The 22,156-nt window shown below is 57.1% G+C and carries 20 protein-coding genes; 13 read left to right on the top strand and 7 right to left on the bottom strand.

All coding sequences use genetic code 11. The features are described from left to right. From VGC33_RS19405 to VGC33_RS19415, 3 genes are all read right to left on the bottom strand, one after another. On the bottom strand, positions 1–1,089 hold a 1,089-nt coding region (locus VGC33_RS19405), incomplete at its 3' end, for an S-type pyocin domain-containing protein (RefSeq protein ID WP_331122422.1). Continuing rightward, complete coding sequence (locus VGC33_RS19410; RefSeq protein WP_331122423.1) at positions 1,022–1,546, bottom strand: hypothetical protein; 525 nt, start codon at positions 1,544–1,546, stop codon at positions 1,022–1,024. The genes VGC33_RS19410 and VGC33_RS19405, both read right to left, overlap by 68 nt. Positions 1,547–1,822: 276 nt before the next feature. Continuing rightward, entirely contained in the window at positions 1,823–1,981 is a 159-nt protein-coding gene (locus tag VGC33_RS19415) for an SOS response-associated peptidase family protein (protein WP_331122424.1), read from the bottom strand. A 226-nt stretch (positions 1,982–2,207) separates the two neighbouring features. Here VGC33_RS19415 and lepA point away from each other — a divergent pair, with 226 nt between their 5' ends. From lepA to acpS, 7 genes are all read left to right on the top strand, one after another. Then, positions 2,208–4,007 (top strand): translation elongation factor 4, encoded by a 1,800-nt coding sequence (lepA, locus tag VGC33_RS19420; RefSeq protein WP_331122425.1) that lies wholly within the window; start codon positions 2,208–2,210, stop codon positions 4,005–4,007. 15 nt (positions 4,008–4,022) lie between these two features. Further along, positions 4,023–4,994: a signal peptidase I gene (lepB, locus tag VGC33_RS19425; protein WP_331122426.1), complete on the top strand. Its 972-nt coding sequence runs from the start codon at positions 4,023–4,025 to the stop codon at positions 4,992–4,994. A 186-nt stretch (positions 4,995–5,180) separates the two neighbouring features. Further along, positions 5,181–5,861: a ribonuclease III gene (gene rnc, locus VGC33_RS19430; RefSeq protein WP_331122427.1), complete on the top strand. Its 681-nt coding sequence runs from the start codon at positions 5,181–5,183 to the stop codon at positions 5,859–5,861. Then, complete coding sequence (gene era, locus VGC33_RS19435; protein ID WP_331122428.1) at positions 5,858–6,763, top strand: GTPase Era; 906 nt, start codon at positions 5,858–5,860, stop codon at positions 6,761–6,763. The genes rnc and era overlap by 4 nt, the downstream gene beginning before the upstream one ends. A gap of 11 nt (positions 6,764–6,774) precedes the next feature. Next, positions 6,775–7,521 (top strand): DNA repair protein RecO, encoded by a 747-nt coding sequence (gene recO / locus VGC33_RS19440; protein WP_331122429.1) that lies wholly within the window; start codon positions 6,775–6,777, stop codon positions 7,519–7,521. Positions 7,522–7,565: 44 nt separating this feature from the next. Further along, a complete protein-coding gene (gene pdxJ / locus VGC33_RS19445; RefSeq protein WP_331122430.1) occupies positions 7,566–8,297 on the top strand; it encodes a pyridoxine 5'-phosphate synthase in 732 nt (243 codons plus the stop codon). Then, on the top strand, positions 8,297–8,683 hold the full coding sequence (acpS, locus tag VGC33_RS19450; RefSeq protein WP_331122431.1) for a holo-ACP synthase: 387 nt from the start codon (positions 8,297–8,299) through the stop codon (positions 8,681–8,683). The genes pdxJ and acpS overlap by 1 nt, the downstream gene beginning before the upstream one ends. A gap of 127 nt (positions 8,684–8,810) precedes the next feature. Here acpS and VGC33_RS19455 read toward each other — a convergent pair whose 3' ends face one another. Continuing rightward, on the bottom strand, positions 8,811–9,071 hold the full coding sequence (locus VGC33_RS19455; RefSeq protein WP_331122432.1) for a YfhL family 4Fe-4S dicluster ferredoxin: 261 nt from the start codon (positions 9,069–9,071) through the stop codon (positions 8,811–8,813). Between the two features lie 422 nt (positions 9,072–9,493). Next, on the bottom strand, positions 9,494–9,802 hold the full coding sequence (locus VGC33_RS19460) for a hypothetical protein (protein ID WP_331122433.1): 309 nt from the start codon (positions 9,800–9,802) through the stop codon (positions 9,494–9,496). Between the two features lie 691 nt (positions 9,803–10,493). On the opposite strand from VGC33_RS19460, the gene VGC33_RS19465 reads away from it, so the two are divergent. Further along, complete coding sequence (locus VGC33_RS19465) at positions 10,494–10,928, top strand: GtrA family protein (RefSeq protein ID WP_331122434.1); 435 nt, start codon at positions 10,494–10,496, stop codon at positions 10,926–10,928. Between the two features lie 52 nt (positions 10,929–10,980). On the opposite strand, the gene VGC33_RS19470 is transcribed toward VGC33_RS19465, so the two are convergent. Then, positions 10,981–11,829: a MurR/RpiR family transcriptional regulator gene (locus tag VGC33_RS19470; protein ID WP_331122435.1), complete on the bottom strand. Its 849-nt coding sequence runs from the start codon at positions 11,827–11,829 to the stop codon at positions 10,981–10,983. 303 nt (positions 11,830–12,132) lie between these two features. On the opposite strand from VGC33_RS19470, the gene murQ reads away from it, so the two are divergent. The 3 genes from murQ to tadA all read left to right on the top strand — a co-directional run bounded on the left by murQ (position 12,133) and on the right by tadA (position 14,449). Beyond that, positions 12,133–13,047 (top strand): N-acetylmuramic acid 6-phosphate etherase, encoded by a 915-nt coding sequence (gene murQ, locus VGC33_RS19475; RefSeq protein WP_331122436.1) that lies wholly within the window; start codon positions 12,133–12,135, stop codon positions 13,045–13,047. A 192-nt stretch (positions 13,048–13,239) separates the two neighbouring features. Beyond that, positions 13,240–13,878 carry a phosphatidylglycerophosphatase C gene (yfhb, locus tag VGC33_RS19480; protein ID WP_331122437.1) on the top strand — a complete coding sequence of 213 codons (639 nt, stop codon included), beginning with the start codon at positions 13,240–13,242 and terminating at the stop codon, positions 13,876–13,878. 55 nt (positions 13,879–13,933) lie between these two features. After that, positions 13,934–14,449, top strand: coding sequence for a tRNA adenosine(34) deaminase TadA (tadA, locus tag VGC33_RS19485; RefSeq protein WP_331122438.1), 516 nt, complete (start codon positions 13,934–13,936; stop codon positions 14,447–14,449). Here the strand turns inward: tadA and mltF are convergent. Beyond that, positions 14,439–15,980 carry a membrane-bound lytic murein transglycosylase MltF gene (gene mltF, locus VGC33_RS19490; RefSeq protein ID WP_331122439.1) on the bottom strand — a complete coding sequence of 514 codons (1,542 nt, stop codon included), beginning with the start codon at positions 15,978–15,980 and terminating at the stop codon, positions 14,439–14,441. The two genes, tadA and mltF, sit on opposite strands and share 11 nt — an antisense overlap. Positions 15,981–16,283: 303 nt before the next feature. Here mltF and purL point away from each other — a divergent pair, with 303 nt between their 5' ends. Together purL and VGC33_RS19500 are read left to right on the top strand one after the other, a co-directional pair. Then, positions 16,284–20,171 (top strand): phosphoribosylformylglycinamidine synthase, encoded by a 3,888-nt coding sequence (gene purL / locus VGC33_RS19495; protein WP_331122440.1) that lies wholly within the window; start codon positions 16,284–16,286, stop codon positions 20,169–20,171. Between the two features lie 556 nt (positions 20,172–20,727). Continuing rightward, positions 20,728–22,155 carry a sensor histidine kinase gene (locus tag VGC33_RS19500; protein ID WP_331122441.1) on the top strand — a complete coding sequence of 476 codons (1,428 nt, stop codon included), beginning with the start codon at positions 20,728–20,730 and terminating at the stop codon, positions 22,153–22,155. The last annotated feature ends 1 nt before the right edge of the window (position 22,156 follow it).

Below are 22,156 nucleotides of genomic sequence, written 5' to 3' on the forward strand. Positions count from 1 at the left end.
ACTGCCTTTTCTGCCGCTGAGCATAACATAAACCGGCTGGTAGCCGCTTTCAAGAGGCGGAACCACGATAACGGCTTTAAAATCTAATTCACTCAGGTCAGGGTAGGTCGTCATCAGCGGCAATTTAACGGATTGCCCTTGATTGCCGGTATTAACGATTGATGAAGGTTCCTCGCCCGGCGCCCCTGGCACACGTGGCCCATCGGTGCCGGGCGCTTTATCTGGCGTAACAAGAATCGTTCTTGCGGGGATTTCATCAGTCCCGGGTAACGTGCAGCGATAAATACCATCGCTGACATATTCCCCAGGTAATACACGAATGGGTATAGCCAAGACGGTTTTGATCAGCTCGACCCGTTTCCCATGGGGGGTGATGGAAACACGGGCATGGTAATGCGTATCAACGGTAGCCGCTGCGTGCAAATTAGTGGTGGACGGGAGATGCATCCACTCGACGCTCAGGGAATCTGGAATTATGCTTTCCCGTGGAACCTTATCGCTTCCTTGACCGACCGGTTTGGAATAAAAGAGGGCAGCACCGACTGCCGCCATAGGGCCGGATATGCTTGCAAAGACAATACGATGTAACGCAGCTAAGGTATTTTTAAATACAGCGCCTTCCATAAATCGTGCGGCTGGCGTCAAAGTGGTCGCGGCTATGGTCAAAGCCTGGCCTGTATTTATGTGTGTCTTTTTGGGCTGTTGTTCTTTTTCTATTGGGTGGTAGAGGTTTGTAACGTTTATCAGATAATCCGCTGTTTTCCATACCCTATATTTGGTTTTATTGACATGATCGACCAGTATATCCGCCGTTTGTTGACGGAGGGTTCTTTCGTGTTTTGCAAGATTAATGCTGTGTTCATAACGAAACCACCGTTTTTGATTTTCGGTTGTAGGATTCGATGACTGCTCTTTCTCAATCGCCTCTCTTTCAGTGATAAGCAACGCAATCCGTTGGTTACATTGCTTAAGCTGATTATCGACTTCTTGCTGCTTTTTCAAGGCGTTGGCATGCTGACTTTTAGCAAAATCGGCATTTTTTTTTGACCCGCTCAGGGCATACGTCATACTTTTGAGCATGATAATCATTGTGCTCTTTAAGGTTCTGACGATCTGCTTCATCGCGCAATTTTTCGGCCGCGGTAATATGAGGCTGAAATGCCTTACTCATATTGTCTAAATCATGAATTCTAATCAGTTCCAGCTCTTGGAGTTTTAAATGATTTAATTTTTCCTGAAGTTCATTATTTTGCAATTGAAGATCTGCCATTTGCATGTTATGTTCTTCGTTAATTCTTTCAATTGCTTCACGCATTTGGCGTTCTGCTTCCAAACGCTGTTGTTCCGCTCGTTTGTTAGCCTGCGCAAGGGCTCTTGATGCGCCAATCAAATCCCCTGTCGATTGGAGAGACGCTTTTGTTTTCGCCATTGCGGAGGCAAATTGTGTATTTTGTTGCATTTGGCTATTAGCCAGTATTTGATCGGTCTTGCTACGTTGGCTGGCAATACTGGCCGCCAGCTTATTGGTTGAATTTGCCTGTTGCATCCATTATGCACATGCCGTTAGGCGACGTTGAGTCCGCATATACTCTCAATGTTTCGTCCATATTCCTTCCCTAGATTACGATTTATAATTATGCTATTTATTTTCATATCCGATCGCCATAAAAATTAAAGAAATGGCTGATGGGATATTCAATAACAATAAATCACAAGGAAAGTAGCCAAAGGTTAAATAGATGGGCATGCCGCTGAAAAAATTTATACAATGCTGCTATTTCAATTGTATGCAAATATCAAGGTTAGCTGGTTAATCGCTGCGCTAATTCAACATCAGAATACACGCGCCGGGGGCGACGTTATGCCTGTCGACCGGCACGCCATTCAGGCCGCCGGCAAAATCGACGTCAGGCTTCAACGATTGGAAATATTGTTCACTGGTTTCGATCTGAGCAAATCGGCCGTGAATGATGATCTTCATCGGTGTTGGAGTCTTGAGTATCCGGGGACGTATGGGGAAAGTGCGGTGATTCAAACTGGTGATTCAAAAAGGGAGGCTGTAATCGATGCTAACAGCGCCCACCTTTCTTGCTTTGCCCTTTCAGTGTAAGATGCCTGCATATTTTACGGGTGGTTTTGTTTTTGTGTCCACGTCCGTGCCCATTGTCATGATTTTTATCAAAAATACCCGAGAAAATTCCTTATAAATGAAGAACATTCGTAATTTCTCCATTATTGCCCATATCGACCATGGCAAGTCGACCCTGTCCGACCGGCTGATCCAAACCTGCGGAGGCCTGGCGGAACGCGAAATGGAGGCGCAGGTCCTGGACTCCATGGATCTGGAGCGCGAGCGCGGTATCACCATCAAGGCCCAGAGCGTGACGCTTGACTACCACGCCAACGACGGCCAGACCTACCATCTCAATTTTATCGATACCCCGGGCCATGTGGATTTCTCCTACGAGGTTTCCCGCTCCCTGGCCGCCTGCGAAGGCGCGCTGCTGGTGGTGGACGCCGGGCAGGGCGTCGAGGCGCAAACCCTGGCCAACTGCTACACCGCCATGGAAATGGACCTGGAAGTGGTGCCGGTACTGAATAAAATCGATTTGCCCGCCGCCGATCCCGACCGGGTGGCGCAGGAAATCGAGGATATCGTCGGCATTGACGCCACCGACGCGGTACGCTGTTCGGCCAAGACCGGCGTGGGCATTCCCGAGCTGCTGGAGCGGCTGGTGCGGGATATCCCGCCGCCGCAGGGCGATCCGGAAGCGCCGCTGCAGGCGCTGATTATCGATTCCTGGTTTGATAACTACCTGGGCGTGGTGTCGCTGGTGCGGGTAAAGAACGGCACCCTGCGCAAGGGCGATAAAATCAAGGTGATGAGCACCGGCATGACCTATAACGCCGACCGGTTGGGCATATTCACCCCCAAACGCATCGATCGCGATATCCTCAGTTGCGGCGAGGTGGGCTGGCTGGTCTGCGCCATCAAGGATATCCTGGGCGCGCCGGTGGGCGACACCCTGACCCTGGCCCGCCAGCCGGCCGACAAGGCGCTGCCGGGTTTCAAGAAGGTGAAGCCGCAGGTGTACGCGGGCATGTTCACCATCAGTTCCGACGACTATGAGGCGTTCCGCGACGCGCTGGGTAAACTCAGCCTCAACGACGCCTCGTTGTTCTACGAGCCGGAAAGCTCTACCGCCCTGGGCTTCGGCTTTCGCTGTGGTTTCCTCGGCCTGCTGCATATGGAAATCATCCAGGAGCGCCTGGAGCGCGAATACGACCTGGAGCTTATTACCACCGCGCCCACCGTTATCTACGAGGTCGTGACCACCGCCAATGAGACCATTTATGTCGACAGCCCGTCCAAGCTGCCGCCGCTGAACAATATACTCGAGCTGCGCGAGCCTATCGCCGAATGCCACATGCTGTTGCCGCAGGAGTTCCTGGGCAACGTGATCACCCTGTGCATCGAGAAACGCGGCATGCAGACCAATATGGTCTATCACGGCAACCAGGTGGCGCTGACCTATGACATTCCGATGTCGGAGGTGGTGCTGGACTTTTTCGACCGGCTTAAATCCACCTCGCGCGGCTACGCCTCGCTGGACTATGGTTTCAAGCGGTTCCAGACCTCGGACATGGTGCGGGTGGATATCCTTATCAACGGCGAGCGGGTGGATGCGCTGGCCCTGATCACCCACCGCGACAATTCACAGCGCCGCGGGCGTGATATTGTGGAAAAAATGCAGGAACTGATCCCGCGCCAACAGTTCGATATCGCCATCCAGGCCGCCATCGGCAACCACATTATTGCCCGGTCCACGATTAAGCAATTGCGTAAGAACGTACTGGCTAAATGTTACGGCGGCGATGTCAGCCGTAAAAAGAAACTGCTGCAAAAGCAGAAAGACGGCAAGAAACGCATGAAGCAGGTCGGTAACGTTGAATTACCACAGGAAGCGTTCCTGGCGATCCTGCACGTTGGCAAAGACAGTAAATAACCCAAAGGAGTTGGCATGGCAAATATGTTTGCCCTGATCCTGGCAATAGCCACCTTGATAACCGGCATTATCTGGTGCGTGGATCGATTTAAACTGGCTCCGGCGCGCCGTATCAGGCAGGCGCAGTTAACCGCGGGCGAAAACGAAGCGCAAAACCAGGCATTGCTGAAAAAGGCCAAGCAGCCGGGCTGGGTTGAAACCTGCGGTTCCATCTTCCCGGTATTATTGGTGGTGTTTATTGTACGGTCGTTTATTTACGAACCGTTCCAAATTCCCTCCGGCTCCATGATGCCGACGCTTCTGGTGGGCGATTTTATCCTGGTGGAAAAATTCGCCTATGGCATCAAAAATCCCATTACCCAAACAACGCTGATACCCACCGGTCATCCGCAGCGCGGCGACATCGTGGTATTCAAATATCCCGACGATCCGAAGCTGGATTATATTAAACGGGTCATCGGCTTGCCGGGCGATCGGATTATTTACGATCCGTTGAACAAAAACGTGACCGTGCAGCCGGGATGCGCCGGCAAATCGTCGTGTGCCAGCGCGCTGGCGGTCACCTACAGTGATATGGCGCCGAGCGATTTTGTCCAGACCTTTGATTCCACCGGCAACGGCGAGTCGGCCACCGGTTTTCTGCAGGTTCCGCCCGATCAGCAGGTGGACGGCGGTATTCGCCTGGCGCAGCGCACGGAAACCCTGGGCAACGTCACGCACCGTATCCTGACGGTGCCGGGCCAGCGGGATCAGGTGGGGATGTATTATCACCAGCGCGATCGGCAACTGGCGGAGTGGTCGGTACCGGACGGGCAATATTTCATGATGGGCGATAATCGCGACGACAGCGCCGACAGCCGTTTCTGGGGATTTGTGCCGGAAAAAAACCTGGTCGGCAAGGCTACGGCGATTTGGATGAGCTTTGAAAAACAGGAAGGTCAATGGCCCACCGGCGTGCGTTTACGCCGAATCGGTGCAATACATTAATCAAATACGTTTTTTAAGCGAAGCATTATTATGCTTCCCGTTGTAGAATACCCCCTTCTGGCAATAAAGACTGGCTCCCGTTTCGGGAGCCACTGCACACGAAACAGTTTTGGCCCGGTATTGTCCCGACAGGCCTGTTCCCGTCTGCTGTAGTTATTTGACGCATGGTTGAGTTATTGGTAACGCATGAATCCCATCTTGATAAACAGGCTCCAGAAAAAACTGGGCTACACTTTTCAACAGCACGAGCTTTTGTTACAGGCCCTGACACATCGAAGCGCCAGCAGCAAACATAACGAACGGCTGGAATTCCTGGGCGATTCCATATTGAGTTTCGTTATCGCCAATGCGTTATACCTGCGCTTTCCGCGGATTGACGAAGGCGATATGAGCCGGATGCGCGCCACGCTGGTGCGGGGCAATACCCTGGCGGAAATGGCCAGGGAGTTCGAGCTGGGAGAGTGTCTGCGCCTGGGGCCGGGCGAGCTGAAAAGCGGCGGGTTTCGCCGCGAGTCCATTCTTGCCGATACGGTAGAAGCGCTGATTGGCGGCATTTTTCTCGATAGCGATATTGAAAATATCGAGCGTCTGATCCTCAATTGGTACCAAAGCCGCCTGGACGAAATCAGCCCCGGCGACAAACAAAAGGATCCGAAGACCCGTCTGCAGGAGTATCTGCAGGGGCGTCATTTGCCGTTACCTACCTATCTGGTTGTTCAGGTGCGTGGCGAGGCGCATGACCAGGAATTTACTATTCACTGCCATGTCAGCGGCTTGCCGGAACCCGTCGTGGGCAATGGTTCTAGCCGCCGTAAAGCCGAACAGTCAGCCGCCGAGCAGGCGCTGAAAGAGCTGGAGCTTGAATGAACGAAGATAAAACCTATTGTGGATTCGTGGCGATTGTCGGGCGGCCCAACGTGGGCAAGTCCACCCTGCTGAACCAGTTCATGGGCCAGAAGGTCTCCATCACCTCGCGCAAGCCGCAGACCACGCGTCACCGCATCATGGGCATTCATACCGAGGGGCCTTACCAGGCCGTCTACGTCGATACCCCCGGGCTGCATATCGAAGAAAAACGCGCCATTAACCGGTTGATGAACCGCGCCGCCAGCAGCTCCATGGGCGACGTGGAACTGGTGATTTTTGTCGTGGAAGGCACCCACTGGACGCCGGACGATGAAATGGTGGTCAATAAGCTGCGCGGCGTAAGCTGCCCGGTGGTTCTGGCCATCAATAAAGTGGATAACGTTACGGATAAAAGCAAGCTTTTGCCGCACATCACTTTCCTTAGCCAGCAGATGGATTTTCTGGATGTGGTGCCGATCTGCGCCGAAACCGGCATGAACGTCGATACGCTCGCGGGTATTGTGCGTAAACATATGCCTGAAGGCGAACATCAGTTCCCGGAAGAGTATATTACCGACCGCTCGCAGCGGTTCATGGCGTCGGAAATCATCCGCGAAAAGCTGATGCGCTTCTTGGGCGAAGAGCTGCCTTATTCGGTGACGGTCGAGATCGAGCGTTTTATCACTAACGAACGCGGCGGTTATGATGTCCACGGCCTGATCCTGGTGGAGCGCGAAGGCCAGAAAAAAATGGTTATCGGCAACGGCGGCTCCAAGATCAAGACCATCGGTATCGAAGCTCGTCAGGATATGGAAACCATGTTCGAGAACAAAGTGCATCTCGAACTGTGGGTCAAGGTTAAATCCGGCTGGGCCGACGATGAACGCGCCTTGAAAAGCCTCGGTTACGGCGACGATGTCTGAGGACCCCGCCGATGGAAGGCTGGCAGCGCGCATTCGTCCTGCATGGACGCCATTATAGCGAAACCAGCCTGCTGTTGGATTTTTTTACCGAGAACGACGGCCGGGTACGTATCCTGGCAAAAGGGGCGCGTTCCCGGCGCTCGGCGCTTAAAGGCGTGCTGCAGCCGTTTACGCCGCTGCTGATCCGCTGGAGCGGACGCGGCGAAGTAAAAACCCTGCGCAGCGCCGAACCGGTCTCCATGGGATTGCCGTTGACCGGCCTGATGCTGTACAGCGGCCTGTACACCAACGAACTACTTTCCCGCGTGCTGGCGCACGAAACCGATTACTCCTCGCTGTTTTTTGATTACCTGCACTGCCTGCAAACCCTGGCCGGCGCTACCGGCTCGCCTGAACCCGCGCTAAGGCGTTTTGAACTGGCCCTGCTCGGCCACCTCGGCTACGGCGTGGATTTTCTGCACTGCGCCGGCAGCGGCGAGCCGGTCAGCGATGATATGACCTATCGTTATCGCCAGGAAAAAGGTTTTATCGCAAGCGTCATCATCGATCACTACAGTTTTACCGGCCGCGAGCTGCGTTCGCTCGCCACGCGCGAATTCGCCGATATCGCCGCCCTGCGCGCCGCCAAACGCTTTACCCGCATGGCCCTCAAACCTTATCTTGGCGGCAGGCCGCTGAAAAGCGCCGAGCTGTTTCGCCAGTTCATGACGCCCAAGCCCCCGCTTAAAACGTTGCCCAACGACGGCTCGTCCAGTTAAACTGGCGACTTGAAAACCCACGCGTCACGGTTACCGAGGATGGTATGTCAGCACTGTTGTTAGGCGTCAATATCGATCATATCGCCACCCTGCGCAACGCGCGCGGCACGGCGTATCCCGATCCGGTGCAGGCGGCGTTTATCGCCGAGCAGGCCGGGGCCGACGGCATCACCGTGCATTTGCGCGAAGATCGCCGCCATATTACCGACCGTGACGTGCGCCTGCTGCGTGAAACGCTGCAGACCCGCATGAACCTGGAAATGGCGGTGACGGATGAGATGGTCGAGATCGCCTGCGCCACGCGTCCCCACTTTTGTTGTCTGGTGCCGGAAAAACGCCGGGAAGTCACCACCGAAGGCGGCCTGGACGTGGCGGGACAGCGGACGAAAGTGGCCGCCGCCGTGGCGCGTCTGTCCGCGGCCGGGATCCAGGTTTCGCTGTTTATCGATGCCGACGAGGCGCAAATCGCCGCCGCCGCCGCCGCGGGCGCCCCTTATATTGAAATCCATACCGGCGCCTATGCCGACGCGGTGGACGAAGCCGCGCGCCTGGTGGAATACCGGCGTATCCGCCAGGCCGCTGATTATGCCGCCGGCCTTGGCCTTAAGGTCAATGCCGGGCACGGCCTGACCTATCATAATGTGCAGCCGATTGCGGCGCTGCCGCAGATCCATGAGCTGAATATCGGCCATGCCATTATCGGCCGCGCGGTAATGAGCGGACTTGCCGGCGCGGTGGCGGAAATGAAGCGCCTGATGCTGGCGGCGCGCGCCTGATGGCGATCCTCGGCATCGGCACCGATATCGTGGAGATTGAGCGCATCGAGGCGGTGGTGGGGCGCAGCGGCGACCGTTTCGCGCGCCGCATCCTCAGTGATGCGGAGTGGGCGCAGTTCCAGGCCCATCGGCAACCGATACGCTTCCTGGCTAAACGTTTCGCGGTAAAAGAGGCGGCGGCCAAGGCGTTCGGCACCGGGATCCGCAACGGGCTGGCGTTCGCCCAGTTTGAAGTGGTCAACGATGCGCTGGGCAAACCGGGCCTGAAGCTTTATCTACAGGCCGCCGAACTGGCGATAAGCCTCGGCGTCGCCCGCATGCACGTCACTCTGGCCGATGAACGGCGCTACGCCTGCGCGACGGTGATTCTCGAGGACCAGGGCTGAATAACCGGCGCTAGAGGGAATCGGCGATGCGCAGGCGATATCTGCCGGGCTTGGCGCCACGTCTATTCAGTGCGTGTAAATCAGCGCGTGCAAATCAGCACATGTAAATCACGGCGGCCCGCGGCCATCAGAGCCGATCGCCGTGATACATCACGACAAATTTTTCCCATAACTGCTCATTAGTCTCGATAAGCGCGGGATCCTGCATGATGGTATTATCGATCGGACAGACTTTCTGACAGGTGGGCGTATCGTAGTGGCCGACGCACTCGGTGCAGCGATTGGGGTCGATTTCATAAATCTGCGCGCCCATGGTAATGGCCTGGTTCGGGCATTCCGGCTCGCACATATCACAGTTGATGCATTTTTTCGTGATAAGCAGGGCCATGGTGTTCTCGGCGACAGTGATAAAGCAGGGCGTGAATTATACCCGCCGGGACGATACATGCCAACAGTTTTAACCCGTGCGTAAATTGACGCGCCAACTTCACAGCGAGTATAACCGTGCGGACATCAATGCCGCGTCCTTTTATAAAAAACATCGCCGAATTGATGAAGGCAAGGGCGTAGCGTATTGGCGAGTGACCCTATATATGCGTAACGGAATAAAAACAGCAAGGTATGATGATGTAGGGTGACGTGAATTTATCCCGGTCGAGGCTGGGACACACATGTCATTTATTGTGGGGGAAAATTATAATAAATTCTATATAAGAATGGTTGTTAAATGAAAAAGGCCTGCAAGGCCTTTTTACGCACAAGGATACTTTAAAACTATAAAGTAGCTTCATTCATTTGATATCATGATGTCTAGATCATGTTACATAAATATCCACCGCCGGGGAAATAGGTGCCGTCATATTTTTTCGGGTGTGGATGGTAGCCGATGGCCTTGCCATTGCCATCACGGGCGCAGACGCTATCACCGGCCTGTTGCTGGCTTTTGGGAACTGCGCCAAACAGGCCCGGATCATTCCAAAATTGCTTTTGTCCGGAAGCGGTTACGATTTTTGGTGATGTGCTTGACGGTTTTTCACCCGGGGTTCCGCTTAAATATGAGCAGCCTGACGACATTATTAATAAACACGTTAAGGGTATCAAAAAAAACGCTCTGTTCATTTTTATTATTCCTGTAGTAAATATTCCAATCGAAACCATAAACACGGTTTTTGACAGCAAAAGGTTATGTGATTTTAGAAAATAGGGTGCATATCTGTTAAAAGATATAACGGCATCAGTTTGCATGCGTGACTGTGAATATTCAATTAAGATAATGTAAAAAATGAGTGAAATTTAGCTATGGAAAAAATTTATTGTGAAATAAAGTTATGAAATTTATTCTCAACACAAGGAAGACAAATGAAATGATACGTATTTTTGTAAAAAACAGCACGCTATTAAATATAGATATATCGTTGAATTAACTGAAATTTATTGAGTCGTTAGCAAAACTGCCGCCTAAACTCATCATGAGAATGCTCTGATATTGCAAGCCGGCGGGAGGGGGCGGGTTTGCGGCGGTTTTTCGTCATCCTTGACTCGGGTATTAATCATTCTTTCGCCAGGTCTTCTTTGCCTTGGGCGAATAAGGGCGTGTGTGTCAGGGCGTTTTCTCTCGAAGCCTGACGCTTGGGGCGCGGGGAGATAAACGATGATGTCCGCGTCCATATTGTTAATCCAGAAAGGAGGCCTTTGGGGCCGATTTGCGCTACAGTAGGCGCAATGTTCCTGCGTTACGCAGTGGTAAGATTAAAAAGCAACCTGTCCAAGCCTGATGCCCTGCGGGCAACGGCGGGCGTTGAGTGGAAAAATGCACAAAATTAAAGAGCTGTTTTTCTTTGGTATGATTGGCGCCGTCGGTTTTGTCGTTGATTCGGGGGTGCTGTATTTACTGAAAGAGGCGTTGGGCCTGTATGTTGGCCGCGTGATTTCCTTTGTCTGCGCGGTGCTGACCACCTGGATCCTCAATAAACTCATTACGTTTCGCAAAAGCCGCAGCGGGCATTCGGCCTGGTCCGAGGCCCTCAGGTACGGCATCTGCATGCTTAGCGGCGGAGCGGTAAACTACCTGACCTACTGGCTGCTGGTGTCCAACTATGCGTTTGTGCAGCGGTACCCCATTTTGGGCGTGGCGGCGGGGAGCCTGACGGGAATGTTTTTCAATTATGCCACCGCAAAGTTTTTTATATTCAACCAGGACAGAAGCCTGCCTGCGTCGTCCGGTGGTAAACAGCCTCATCCTTGACGCGGGACATACGGCATCGGCCGCAGAAGCGGATTCAGGCGGCAGCCCGGCATCATATTAGTTTTTTGACCAGTTCCTCGCTATGGCGGATGCGCTGCGGCGCCTTGTCCAGATCGCGCTGCACCAGCGCCATAAACAGCAGGTCGGTGAGCGATTGCTGGGCGATATTGGAGGAAATGGCGCCGCTGCGCTGCGCCTGTTCTTCCGCTACCGTATAGAGGGCAATATCGGCGTGCTGTTGCAGCGCATTGGGCGAGAAGTGGGTGATGGCCATTACCCGCGCGCCCACCCGGTGCGCCTCCTGCGCCGCCAGGTTGATCTCGCGGCGCGTGCCGCTAAACGAAATAGCCACCAGCAGATCTTCCGTGCCGACCGCCTGGATGGTGGCCAGCAGCACATGCATATCGGTTTCCGCCACCGCCGACATGCCGATTTTCATCAGCTTATAGGAGAAATCCTTGGCCACCAGTCCGGAGGCGCCGATGCCGACGATAATCACCCGGCGCGCCTCCTGCAGCAGCGCCACCGCCAGGCGGAGTTTTTCCTCACTGTTGATGTCAAGCGTCGCCCGCAGGGCGGCCACTTTCTCCGTCAGCAGCTTTTCGCCCACCGTTTTCAGCGGGTCGTCGCTTAAAATATGGTTATGCACCGGTATCGACGGCAAATTGTGGGCGCCGGCCATGGCTTCGCTGAGCGCCAGTTTCAGCGCCGGAAATCCCTTATAACCCAGCTTTTGCGCGAACTTCACCACGCTTGACTGGCTGACGCCCGCCTGTTCGGCGACTTTTTGCGAGCTCAGATGCCGGGCCTGGTCGGTTTGCGTTAACAGATAATCGGCCAGCTTGCGGTCATTTTGCGACAGGGTGCGATAAAGCTGGCGAATACGCAGCACACTGCTCATAAAGAACGACTCATAAATAACGGCTCACAGCAAATGACGCATAACGAACATCTCATAAAGAATGGCTCATCCCGAACGGCGCATGAAAACGACCTGGAAATAGCGGCTGGTAACAAATGATCCATGGGCGGCGCCCCCTTGATGATGCCTGAGGAAAAAAGCGCGCGCCGTCATCATGCCCGCCAGCACGGCCGCATGGCCGAGGCGGTCCGCAACCGACAGGGTACATAATTTTCTCGCCTGGCGGAATTTAATATTCAATAATAGCCGCAATTTATGAATTAATAATTCAATGGTGACGTGATGGACAATGATCTGGCTACCCTGGGCGCGTTGGTCTCCGAGACCCGCAATCCGGCCTCGATGAACCTGGATACGCTCTCTACCCTGCAAATGGTTACGCTGTTTAATCAACAGGATCGGCTGGTGCCGGAGGCAATCGGACGCGAGCTGCCCGCCATCGCCGCGGCGGTGGATCAGGCGGCGGCGGCGCTTGCCGCCGGGGGACGGCTTATCTATATCGGCGCGGGCACCAGCGGGCGCCTGGGGGTGCTGGACGCGGCCGAATGTCCGCCGACCTTCGGCGTGTCCGAGGGCCGGGTGGTGGGGCTGATAGCCGGCGGGCCGGGCGCCTTGCTGAAGGCGGTGGAGGGGGCCGAGGATAGCCTGACGCTGGCACAAGAGGATTTGCGGGCCATCGGGCTGTGCGCCGTGGATATGGTGGTCGGGCTGGCGGCATCGGGCCGTACCCCTTTTGTTATCGGCGGGTTGCGCTATGCCGCGGGGCTGGGGTGTCCGACGGCGGCCATTTCCTGCAATCCCGATTCGCCCATAGCCCGCGAGGCGCGCATCGCCATTTCGCCGGTGGTGGGGCCCGAAGCGCTGACCGGCTCCACCCGGATGAAATCCGGCACCGCGCAAAAGCTGGTGCTGAATATGATCTCCACCGGCGCCATGGTAAAACTCGGCAAGGTCTATCAAAATCTGATGGTGGATGTGAAGGCCACCAATATCAAGCTGGCGGATCGCGCCTGCCGTATCGTGGCCGAGGCGACCGGCTGCGATACGGCGCGGGCCGGGGAGATTCTCGCATTGACCGGTTATGCGGTGAAACCGGCGATTTTAATGATCCTGACCGGGGCGGACGCCGGCGAAGCGGCGCGCCTGCTGTCGGAGCACCGGGGCTATTTGCGCCATGCCCTTGATGCCGGCCGATAAAACCCCGGCATTCAGGTCGCGGTTAACGGGCTACATCCCGCAGAACTGACTACACTGAAAGCAGCCACACGCGCAATCGCGTATTTTTTCCCTCCCGGCGGCGGACGTGATGCCCGCGGGCCGGTCAGGCCGTTACCCTGGCGACGGGGACGGCGCCCGGGATAACTGGATGTCTTAACCGGAGGAGTCGCTTTGAGTCGCACAGCAGCCTCGCGCATTGTTTTTTTCGATTTGGACGGCACGTTGCATCAACAGGATATGTTCGGTTGTTTTCTGCGTTACCTGCTGCGACACCTGCCGTTGAACGCCATCCTGGTCCTGCCGGTATTGCCGGTGGTCGGCATCGGGTTATTGGTGAAAGGCCGTTCGGCGCGCTGGCCGATGAGCCTGCTATTATGGTCGATTACCTTCGGTCACAGCGAAGCCCGTCTGATCCGCTTGCAGGAACGTTTTGTCATCTGGTTTCGCCAGCGCGTCACCGGCTTTCCCATGGTGCTGCGGCGCCTGAACGACTACCTGGCTTCCCAGGATACGCAGGTGTGGTTGATAACCGGCTCGCCGGAGCCGTTGGTGCGGGGAGTGTACGCCGACGCGCTGTTTCTTGCCCGGGTTAAGCTTATCGGTAGCCGGATGACCCGCCTGCGCGGCGGATGGGTATTGACCCTGCGCTGTCTGGGACATGAAAAAGTGGCCCAGCTTGAGCGTGAACTGGGCACTCCGCTTAAGCTTTACAGCGGTTATAGCGATAGCCTGCACGACAGCCCGTTGCTCTATTTTTGCGAACATCGCTGGCGGGTGACCCGTGATGGCGGGTTAAAACAACTGGATTAAAAATTCTCTTTATCCTTGTATAATCACCGGCTGCGAATCAACCGGGAGAACCGATATGCACGCCGAGCAGGGCGACGAATTCTGGATGCGCCACGCCCTCTCCCTGGCGGGCAGGGCCGAGGGCGAGGGCGAGGTGCCGGTCGGCGCGGTGTTGGTCCTGGATGGACAGGCGATCGGCGAGGGCTGGAATCGTTCCATCGGGCGTCACGATCCCACCGCCCATGCCGAAATCATGGCGCTGCGCCAGGGCGGGGCGGTGCTTGGCAACTACCGGCTGGTGAATACCACGCTTTATGTCACACTCGAACCCTGTGTGATGTGCGCCGGCGCGATTATTCATGCGCGCGTGGGACGACTGGTGTTCGGCGCCAGGGACGAAAAAACCGGCGCGGCGGGTTCGCTGTGCGATGTGCTGCGCCTGCCGGGCGTTAATCATTGCGTGGTGATAAGCGAAGGGGTGCTGGCCGGGGCGTGCTCCGCTCAGCTAAGCGCGTTTTTCCGCGCCCGCAGGCAGGCGCACAAAGCGCGCCGCCTGGCGCTGAAACCCGAGGATCCGACGATTACCGAGTAGCGCCGCCGGGCCGGATCCAGGGCGGCGCGGCAGCGGCGCCCGCCGCGTTTGCCGGGAACAGGCCGGTTATCTGCGGCGGAATCGCCGTCGGCGTCGGGGTGGGGGTCGCGTCGGGCTTCGGGGCCAAGGGGGCGGCCGCCAGCTGCGCCGCCTTTTTTTCTTTCTCTTCCAGGTAGCCGCTCAGGCTCATTTCATACCGGCGGATATTTTCCACATAATTGTAGGCTTGCTGGCCGCGGGCATAGCCATAGGTGGTTTGCTGGTAATAGCGCGGCTGGCTAAGCATCGGCAGGCGCAGCTTGACGTCAACCCAGCTGTCGGGATTACCCTGTTGCCTGGCCGTCAGGGCGCGCGCGTCCAGCATATGCGCATATCCCATATTATAGGCGGTCAGCGCAAACCAGATTTTTTCATCCTCGGGAATGGTATCGGGCACTTTTTGCATCATGCGCTCAAGATACATGGCACCGCCACGGATGCTTTGTTCAATGTCCAGCCGATCGGTAATGCCCAGACTATCGGCGGTGGCGCGGGTCAGCATCATCAGGCCGCGCACGCCGGTGGGCGACACCGCCAGCGGGTTCCAGTGGGATTCCTGATACGAGATGGCGGCCAGCAGCTTCCAGTCTATTTCACTGGCGTATTGCTGGAACAGGCCCTGCAGCGCCGGGAGCGTGGCGTCGATGGAGGACAGGAAGGTCTTGGTATCCACATAATCAAAGCTGCCCACATGGCCGAGGTATTTTTCTTCCAGCCGCGCCAGGGTGCCGTCCGCCTGCTGGCCGCTGAAAAAATCCAGCAGGGCGGCGGAGAGATTATTACTGCCGTACCGGGACATATACCAGGTGACCGGTTCCTCGTCGCTGACGTCAAAGGCCACCGCCAGCTGCGGATGTACCCGTTGCAGCAGGCCGACGGTCGCCGAATCCACCAGCGTATAGTCGAGCTTGCCTTCCGCCACCTGCTCGAGCAGCGCCTTGCTGCTGAGATCGGAAGACACCTCCCACCGCAGTTGCGGATATTTTGTCTCCTTGAGGCCGCGCAGCAGCGAGATATGCGCCGAACCGGAGGAGACGGCCAGCCTACCCTGGAGGGCGCCGAGGCTTTTCGGCCGCGGCTGGCCCAGGCGGTACACCAGCTGCTGGGAGACATAATAGTAGGCGGGGCCGGTGGTAAAACGCTGCAGGCGGTCGTTATTGTATATCAGTCCGGCGGCGAGCAGATCGGCATGGTCATTGTCCAGGTCGTCGAACAGTTCATTCAGGGTATGGCGCTGGCGGATCACCAGTTGGACCCCCAGGTAATCGGCGAAACGCTTCGCCAGTTCGTAATCAAAACCGGTTTGCTGGTTGTTGGCGGTATAAAAGCTCAGCGGAGCGTCGATGGTGCTGACCCGCAGCGTTCCCCTGGCTTTTATCCGGCTGAGTTTATCGTCCTGCATGCTGTGCCAGGGAACGTTTAACCACAGCGCCCAGGTCAGCATGACGGCGATAACGCCAATCACGACGTAATTTAATTTAAAACGCTTCAAATAGTTATCTCTCGCCGGGGCGACGTTATCCCTGTCTCTTACGGCAGTGTTATTATCTTTTTTCCCTGGAGTCGGAGCATTTTGCTTAACAAAGCGCCAAGGTGCAACTTTATTGCGTTCCCGCGCGGCGGCCGTTTAAAGAAGAAGAATCGCAACAATAACCGCGCAAACGGTTTCGTCCGCCGCCGGGATTCTCTATAATGGCGCGCGTTTCCCACCTAAAGCTGCGCTAAAGATGCGCTCCATGGCAAGCCGTATCCGAGCACCTTTGGTCGCCGGTTCTAAGACGAGAGATCTTTTATTATGGAAATACTGCGTGGTTCGCCCGCTCTGTCGGCGTTTCGTATCAACAAGCTGCTGTCGCGCTGTCAGGACGCCCGGCTTCCGGTAAGCGAGGTCTATGCTGAATATGTCCACTTTGCCGACCTGAGCGCGCCGCTTACCGTTGAAGAGCACGCCCGGCTGCAACGGCTGCTGAAGTATGGACCCTCTCTCGCCGAACACGCGCCCCAGGGCCGCCTGCTGCTGGTTACGCCGCGTCCCGGCACCTTGTCGCCCTGGTCGTCGAAGGCCACCGACATTGCCCATAACTGCGGCCTGGCGCAGGTAAAGCGCCTGGAACGCGGATTGGCGTTTTATTTTCAGGGCGCGTCGATGACCGGGGAGCAGTGGCGTCAACTGGGCATGCTGCTGCATGACCGGATGATGGAAACCGTCTTCGACGAACTGGAGCAGGCGCAGGCGCTGTTTGCCCGTCACGAGCCGGCGCCGGTGCTGACCGTTGATATGCTCGCGCAGGGCCGCGGCGCCCTGGAACAGGCTAACCTGACGCTTGGGCTGGCGCTGGCGCCGGATGAAATCGACTACCTGTTTGAGGCGTTCACCCGCCTGGGCCGCAATCCCACCGACGTTGAGCTGTATATGTTCGCCCAGGCCAACTCGGAACATTGCCGCCATAAAATCTTTAACGCCGATTGGATAATCGACGGCCAGGAACAGCCGAAGTCGCTGTTTAAAATGATCAAGAACACCTTTGAGCAGACGCCGGATTTTGTATTGTCCGCTTATAAAGACAACGCCGCGGTGATGGAAGGGCCGGCGGTGGGACGTTTCTTCGCCGCGCCCGGCAGCGCGCGCTACGATTATCACCAGGAAGCGTCGCATATCCTGATGAAGGTGGAAACCCATAACCACCCCACGGCGATTTCACCCTGGCCCGGCGCCGCCACCGGCTCCGGCGGCGAAATCCGCGATGAAGGCGCCACCGGCCGGGGGTCCAAGCCCAAGGCCGGCCTGGTGGGCTTTTCGGTCTCCAATCTGCGCATTCCCGGCTTCGGGCAACCCTGGGAAGAAGATTTCGGCAAGCCGGATCGCATTGTCAGCGCGCTGGATATCATGACCGATGGCCCGCTGGGCGGCGCGGCGTTTAATAATGAGTTCGGCCGCCCGGCGCTGACCGGGTATTTCCGTACCTATGAAGAGCGGGTCAACAGCCACAACGGCGTCGAGCTGCGCGGCTACCATAAGCCGATTATGCTGGCGGGCGGCCTGGGCAACATCCGCGACGGCCATGTGCAGAAAGGGGAGATCACCGTTGGCGCCAAGCTTATCGTGCTGGGCGGGCCGGCGATGAATATCGGCCTTGGCGGCGGCGCGGCGTCGTCCATGGCCTCGGGCCAGTCTGACGCCGATCTGGACTTCGCCTCGGTGCAGCGCGACAACCCGGAAATGGAGCGCCGCTGCCAGGAAGTGATCGACCGCTGCTGGCAGATGGGCGACGACAATCCGATTCTGTTTATCCATGACGTCGGCGCCGGCGGGTTGTCAAACGCCATGCCGGAACTGGTCAGCGACGGCAATCGCGGCGGGCGTTTTCAGCTGCGCGATATTCCCAACGACGAGCCGGGCATGAGTCCGCTGGAAGTCTGGTGCAACGAATCGCAGGAGCGCTATGTCATGGCGGTGGCGCCGGAGCAATTGGCGGTCTTCGAGGCCATATGCCGGCGCGAACGCGCGCCCTTCGCGGTGATTGGCGAGGCGACGGAAGCACTGCATCTGAGCCTGGACGACAGTCATTTCAACAATCGGCCCATCGATCTGCCGCTGGACGTGCTGCTTGGCAAAACGCCAAAAATGACCCGTGACGTGGTACGGCTGCCCGTGGCGGGCACGCCGCTTAACCGCGGCGGCATCGACATCGCCGAGGCGGTAAAACGGGTGCTGCATTTGCCGGTGGTGGCGGAAAAAACCTTCCTGATTACCATCGGCGACCGCACGGTCACCGGCATGGTGGCGCGCGATCAGATGGTGGGACCGTGGCAGGTGCCGGTGGCGGACTGCGCGGTCACCACCGCCAGCCTGGACAGTTATTATGGTGAAGCGATGGCCATAGGCGAACGCGCGCCGGTGGCGCTGCTGAACTTCGCCGCCTCGGCGCGGCTGGCGGTGGGCGAAGCGCTGACCAATCTGGCGGCGACGCAGATTGGCGATATCAAACGTATCAAGCTGTCCGCCAACTGGATGGCCGCCGCCGGTCATCCGGGCGAGGACGCGGGGCTGTACGACGCGGTCAGGGCGGTGGGCGAGGAACTGTGCCCGGCGCTGGGCCTGACCATTCCGGTGGGCAAGGACTCGATGTCGATGAAAACCCGCTGGCCGCAGGGCGTGGAACAGCGCGAAATGACCTCGCCCATGTCGTTGGTGATAACCGCCTTCGCCCGGGTGGAGGATGTGCGCGGCACGGTAACTCCGCAGCTGCGCGCCGGGCGGGACAACGCCCTGTTGCTCATCGACCTGGGCGCCGGTCATCAGGCGCTGGGCGCCACCGCCCTGGCGCAGGTGTACCGCCAGTTGGGCGACGATACGGCGGATGTGCGCGACGTGGCGCAGTTGGCCGGTTTTTATCGCGCGCTGCAGCAACTGGTGGCGGATCGTGTTTTGCTGGCCTACCACGACCGCTCCGACGGCGGCCTGCTGGTCACGCTCCTTGAGATGGCCTTTACCGGCCACTGTGGTCTGGATGTGGATATCGCGGCGCTGGGCGACGACCAGCTGGCGGCGCTGTTTAATGAAGAACTGGGCGCGGTGGTGCAAATTGCCGCAAGCGATCGCCAGCGCGTCGAGCAGGTATTCGCCGAGCATGGCCTGGCGGATTGCCTGCGTTACCTCGGCCGGGCCGAGCCGGGCGATCGGGTGGTGATACGCGCCGCCGACCGCGTGGTGTATAGCGAAGGCCGCACTGCGCTGCGCACCTGGTGGGCGGAAACCACCTGGCAGATGCAGCGCCTGCGGGATAATCCGGACTGCGCCGATGAAGAACATGCCGCTAAGCAGGATGACGGCGATCCGGGGCTGAATGTTGCGCTCAGCTTTGATCCGGCCGAGGATATCGCCGCGCCGTTCATCGCCAGGCAGGCCAGGCCGAAAGTGGCCATCCTGCGCGAGCAGGGGGTCAACTCCCATGTGGAAATGGGCGCGGCGTTCCACCGCGCCGGTTTTGACGCCATCGACGTGCATATGAGCGATCTGCTGTCCGGGCGGCGCGATTTACAGGATTTCCAGGCGCTGGTCGCCTGCGGCGGCTTCTCCTACGGCGATGTGCTGGGCGCGGGGGAGGGCTGGGCCAAATCCATCCTGTTCAATCCGCGCGTGCGCGACGAGTTCGAGGCGTTCTTCAACCGGCCGCAAACCCTGGCGCTCGGCGTATGCAACGGCTGCCAAATGATGTCCAATCTGCGCGAGCTTATCCCCGGTGCCGAGCTGTGGCCGCGCTTCGTGCGCAATAAGTCGGAACGCTTTGAAGCCCGCTTCAGCCTGGTGGAGGTGACGCAAAGCCCCTCGTTATTGTTGCAGGGCATGGTGGGATCCCGCCTGCCCATCGCCGTATCCCACGGCGAAGGGCTGGTGGAGGTGCGCGACGAGGCGCATCTGGCGTCGCTTGAGCATGCAGGCCTGGTGGCGCTGCGCTTTGTCGATAACACCGGCAGGGTTACCGAAACCTATCCCGCCAATCCGAACGGTTCGCCGAACGGCATTACCGCGGTAACCAGCGCCAGCGGGCGGGTCACCCTGACCATGCCGCATCCGGAACGGGTTTTCCGGACGGTGAGCAACTCCTGGCACCCTGAAGAATGGGGTGAGGACGGCCCCTGGATGCGGATTTTCCGCAACGCGCGCCGCCAGCTGGGTTGATGGGAACGGTTGATAACGGCCCGGCATAACCTGCCGGGTAGGCGTTGTCGTTTTTCGCCTGTTATTAAGATAAATCTGTCTCTGTTTGGAGACATATAATTCATTGTTTTATATAAATATTTATTTTTACCGTCATTTGCGTCTCTTTTGAGAGACAGGCTTGGTCGACCGTTGCGGCGGGATAGCAGGGTTTCAGGACGGATTATCTGATTTATCTTTTAATTTCAAATAACTAAGATATAATTTTTTTATTGGCATGATTGCTGCATAATATAAACCAGTTGCTCATTCACCCCGATATGACAGGTCGTTTTCACTTAACCAACGACTCTGTTTCATAACTTCCGAATGACGCCAAAGAACGGTGCCTATCGTCCAACCATACCGATAATTGCCTTACGGCTTTATCAATCACAGGACGACACGTTGAGTGAGGCACCCCCTATTCCGATAAAAAGCACTTGCCCGCGGGCCAAGTGCTTTTTTTATGCTTTCTTCAGGCCACCGAACCGGATAGCATCGGCAAACACCTTGGCGCAATCACAGGAAGATTTTTTTGAAGACGTGGCGTCCCTTTCCCCGATCCCTGCGGCAATTGGTAATCCTGGCCTTTACGCTGGTGCTGTTGCCTCTGCTGCTACTGGCGTATCAAGCCTGGCAAAGCCTGGATAACCTGAGCGAGCAGGCGGCGGACATTAACCGTACCACCCTGTCGGACGCCAGGCGCATCGAGTCCATGGGCAGCGTGGCGCTGGAAATGGAGCGCAGCTATCGCCAGTATTGCGTGCTGGATGATGAAACCCTGGTTACCCTCTATCAAAACCAACGGCGGCAATACAGCCAAATTCTCAACGTGCGCGCCGGCATGTTGCGCGATCAACGCTATTATCAACGGCTTACACAGCTGCTTGACCAGCTCGCCGCCATCCAATGCGAAAACAGCGGGCCGAATGCTCAGGCATCCGCATTGCTAAGGGATTTTTCCCATGCCAACAACGATATGGTGCAGGCCACCCGCAATGATATCTTTACCCGCGGGCAGCAGTTGCAGCAGGCCATCGCCGAGCGCGGCCGTTTTTTCGGCTGGCAGGCGCTGTTGTTATTCCTGTTCAGCCTGGTGCTGGTTATCCTTTTTACCCGCATGATTATCGGCCCGGTGAAGATGGTTGAGAAAATGATCAACCGGTTGGGGCAGGGGCGGCCCCTGGACGATCGGGTTTCCTTCACCGGTCCGCGTGAAATCCAGTCGCTGGCGCAGCGCATTCTATGGCTTAATGAACGGTTATCCTGGCTCGAATCCCAGCGCCACGAGTTTTTGCGCCATATTTCCCATGAGCTGAAAACCCCCCTGGCCAGTCTGCGCGAGGGTACGGCGCTGCTGGCCGACGAGGTGGCCGGCCCGCTGACGCCCGATCAGCAGGACGTGGTGGCGATCCTGGACAGCAGCAGCCGCCATTTGCAATTATTAATTGAGCAATTGCTCGATTACAACCGCAAGCTGGCCGACAGCCCGGCGGAATATGAGGATATCGATCTGCGCGCGATGATCGACCAGGTCATTACCGCCCATAGCCTGCCGGCGCGCGCCAAGGACATCCGTACCCTAACGGAGCTAAAGTGCGAGCGCCTCAGGGCACAGCCGGTGCTGCTGATGCGGGTGCTGGACAATCTCTACTCCAATGCGGTGCACTATGGCCTGGAATCCGGTAACATTTGGATCCGAAGCCGTCGGGAATCGGGATGCCTGGTCCTGGACGTCGCCAATAGCGGCGAACCGATACCGGCGGCGGAGCAAACCATGATTTTTGAGCCATTTTACCAGGGCCGCATACAGCGCAAAGGCGCGGTAAAAGGCAGCGGGCTGGGATTGAGCATCGCCCGGGATTGCATTCGCCGGATGAACGGCGAGCTTCACCTGATGACGGTGGATTATGCCGCGGTCTGCTTTCGGATAGAATTACCCTTAACCGCCGAGAATGAATAAC

The organism is Acerihabitans sp. (genome assembly GCF_036398755.1).
Classification (GTDB): Bacteria; Pseudomonadota; Gammaproteobacteria; order Enterobacterales; family Enterobacteriaceae; genus Acerihabitans.

Coding starts and splice junctions, on each gene's coding strand:
- VGC33_RS19410 (WP_331122423.1), bottom strand. CDS start 1,546: ATGCAACAGGCAAATTCAACCAATAAGCTGGCGGCCAGTATTGCCAGC.
- VGC33_RS19415 (WP_331122424.1), bottom strand. CDS start 1,981: ATGAAGATCATCATTCACGGCCGATTTGCTCAGATCGAAACCAGTGAA.
- lepA (WP_331122425.1), top strand. CDS start 2,208: ATGAAGAACATTCGTAATTTCTCCATTATTGCCCATATCGACCATGGC.
- lepB (WP_331122426.1), top strand. CDS start 4,023: ATGGCAAATATGTTTGCCCTGATCCTGGCAATAGCCACCTTGATAACC.
- rnc (WP_331122427.1), top strand. CDS start 5,181: ATGAATCCCATCTTGATAAACAGGCTCCAGAAAAAACTGGGCTACACT.
- era (WP_331122428.1), top strand. CDS start 5,858: ATGAACGAAGATAAAACCTATTGTGGATTCGTGGCGATTGTCGGGCGG.
- recO (WP_331122429.1), top strand. CDS start 6,775: ATGGAAGGCTGGCAGCGCGCATTCGTCCTGCATGGACGCCATTATAGC.
- pdxJ (WP_331122430.1), top strand. CDS start 7,566: ATGTCAGCACTGTTGTTAGGCGTCAATATCGATCATATCGCCACCCTG.
- acpS (WP_331122431.1), top strand. CDS start 8,297: ATGGCGATCCTCGGCATCGGCACCGATATCGTGGAGATTGAGCGCATC.
- VGC33_RS19455 (WP_331122432.1), bottom strand. CDS start 9,071: ATGGCCCTGCTTATCACGAAAAAATGCATCAACTGTGATATGTGCGAG.
- VGC33_RS19460 (WP_331122433.1), bottom strand. CDS start 9,802: ATGAACAGAGCGTTTTTTTTGATACCCTTAACGTGTTTATTAATAATG.
- VGC33_RS19465 (WP_331122434.1), top strand. CDS start 10,494: ATGCACAAAATTAAAGAGCTGTTTTTCTTTGGTATGATTGGCGCCGTC.
- VGC33_RS19470 (WP_331122435.1), bottom strand. CDS start 11,829: ATGAGCAGTGTGCTGCGTATTCGCCAGCTTTATCGCACCCTGTCGCAA.
- murQ (WP_331122436.1), top strand. CDS start 12,133: ATGGACAATGATCTGGCTACCCTGGGCGCGTTGGTCTCCGAGACCCGC.
- tadA (WP_331122438.1), top strand. CDS start 13,934: ATGCACGCCGAGCAGGGCGACGAATTCTGGATGCGCCACGCCCTCTCC.
- purL (WP_331122440.1), top strand. CDS start 16,284: ATGGAAATACTGCGTGGTTCGCCCGCTCTGTCGGCGTTTCGTATCAAC.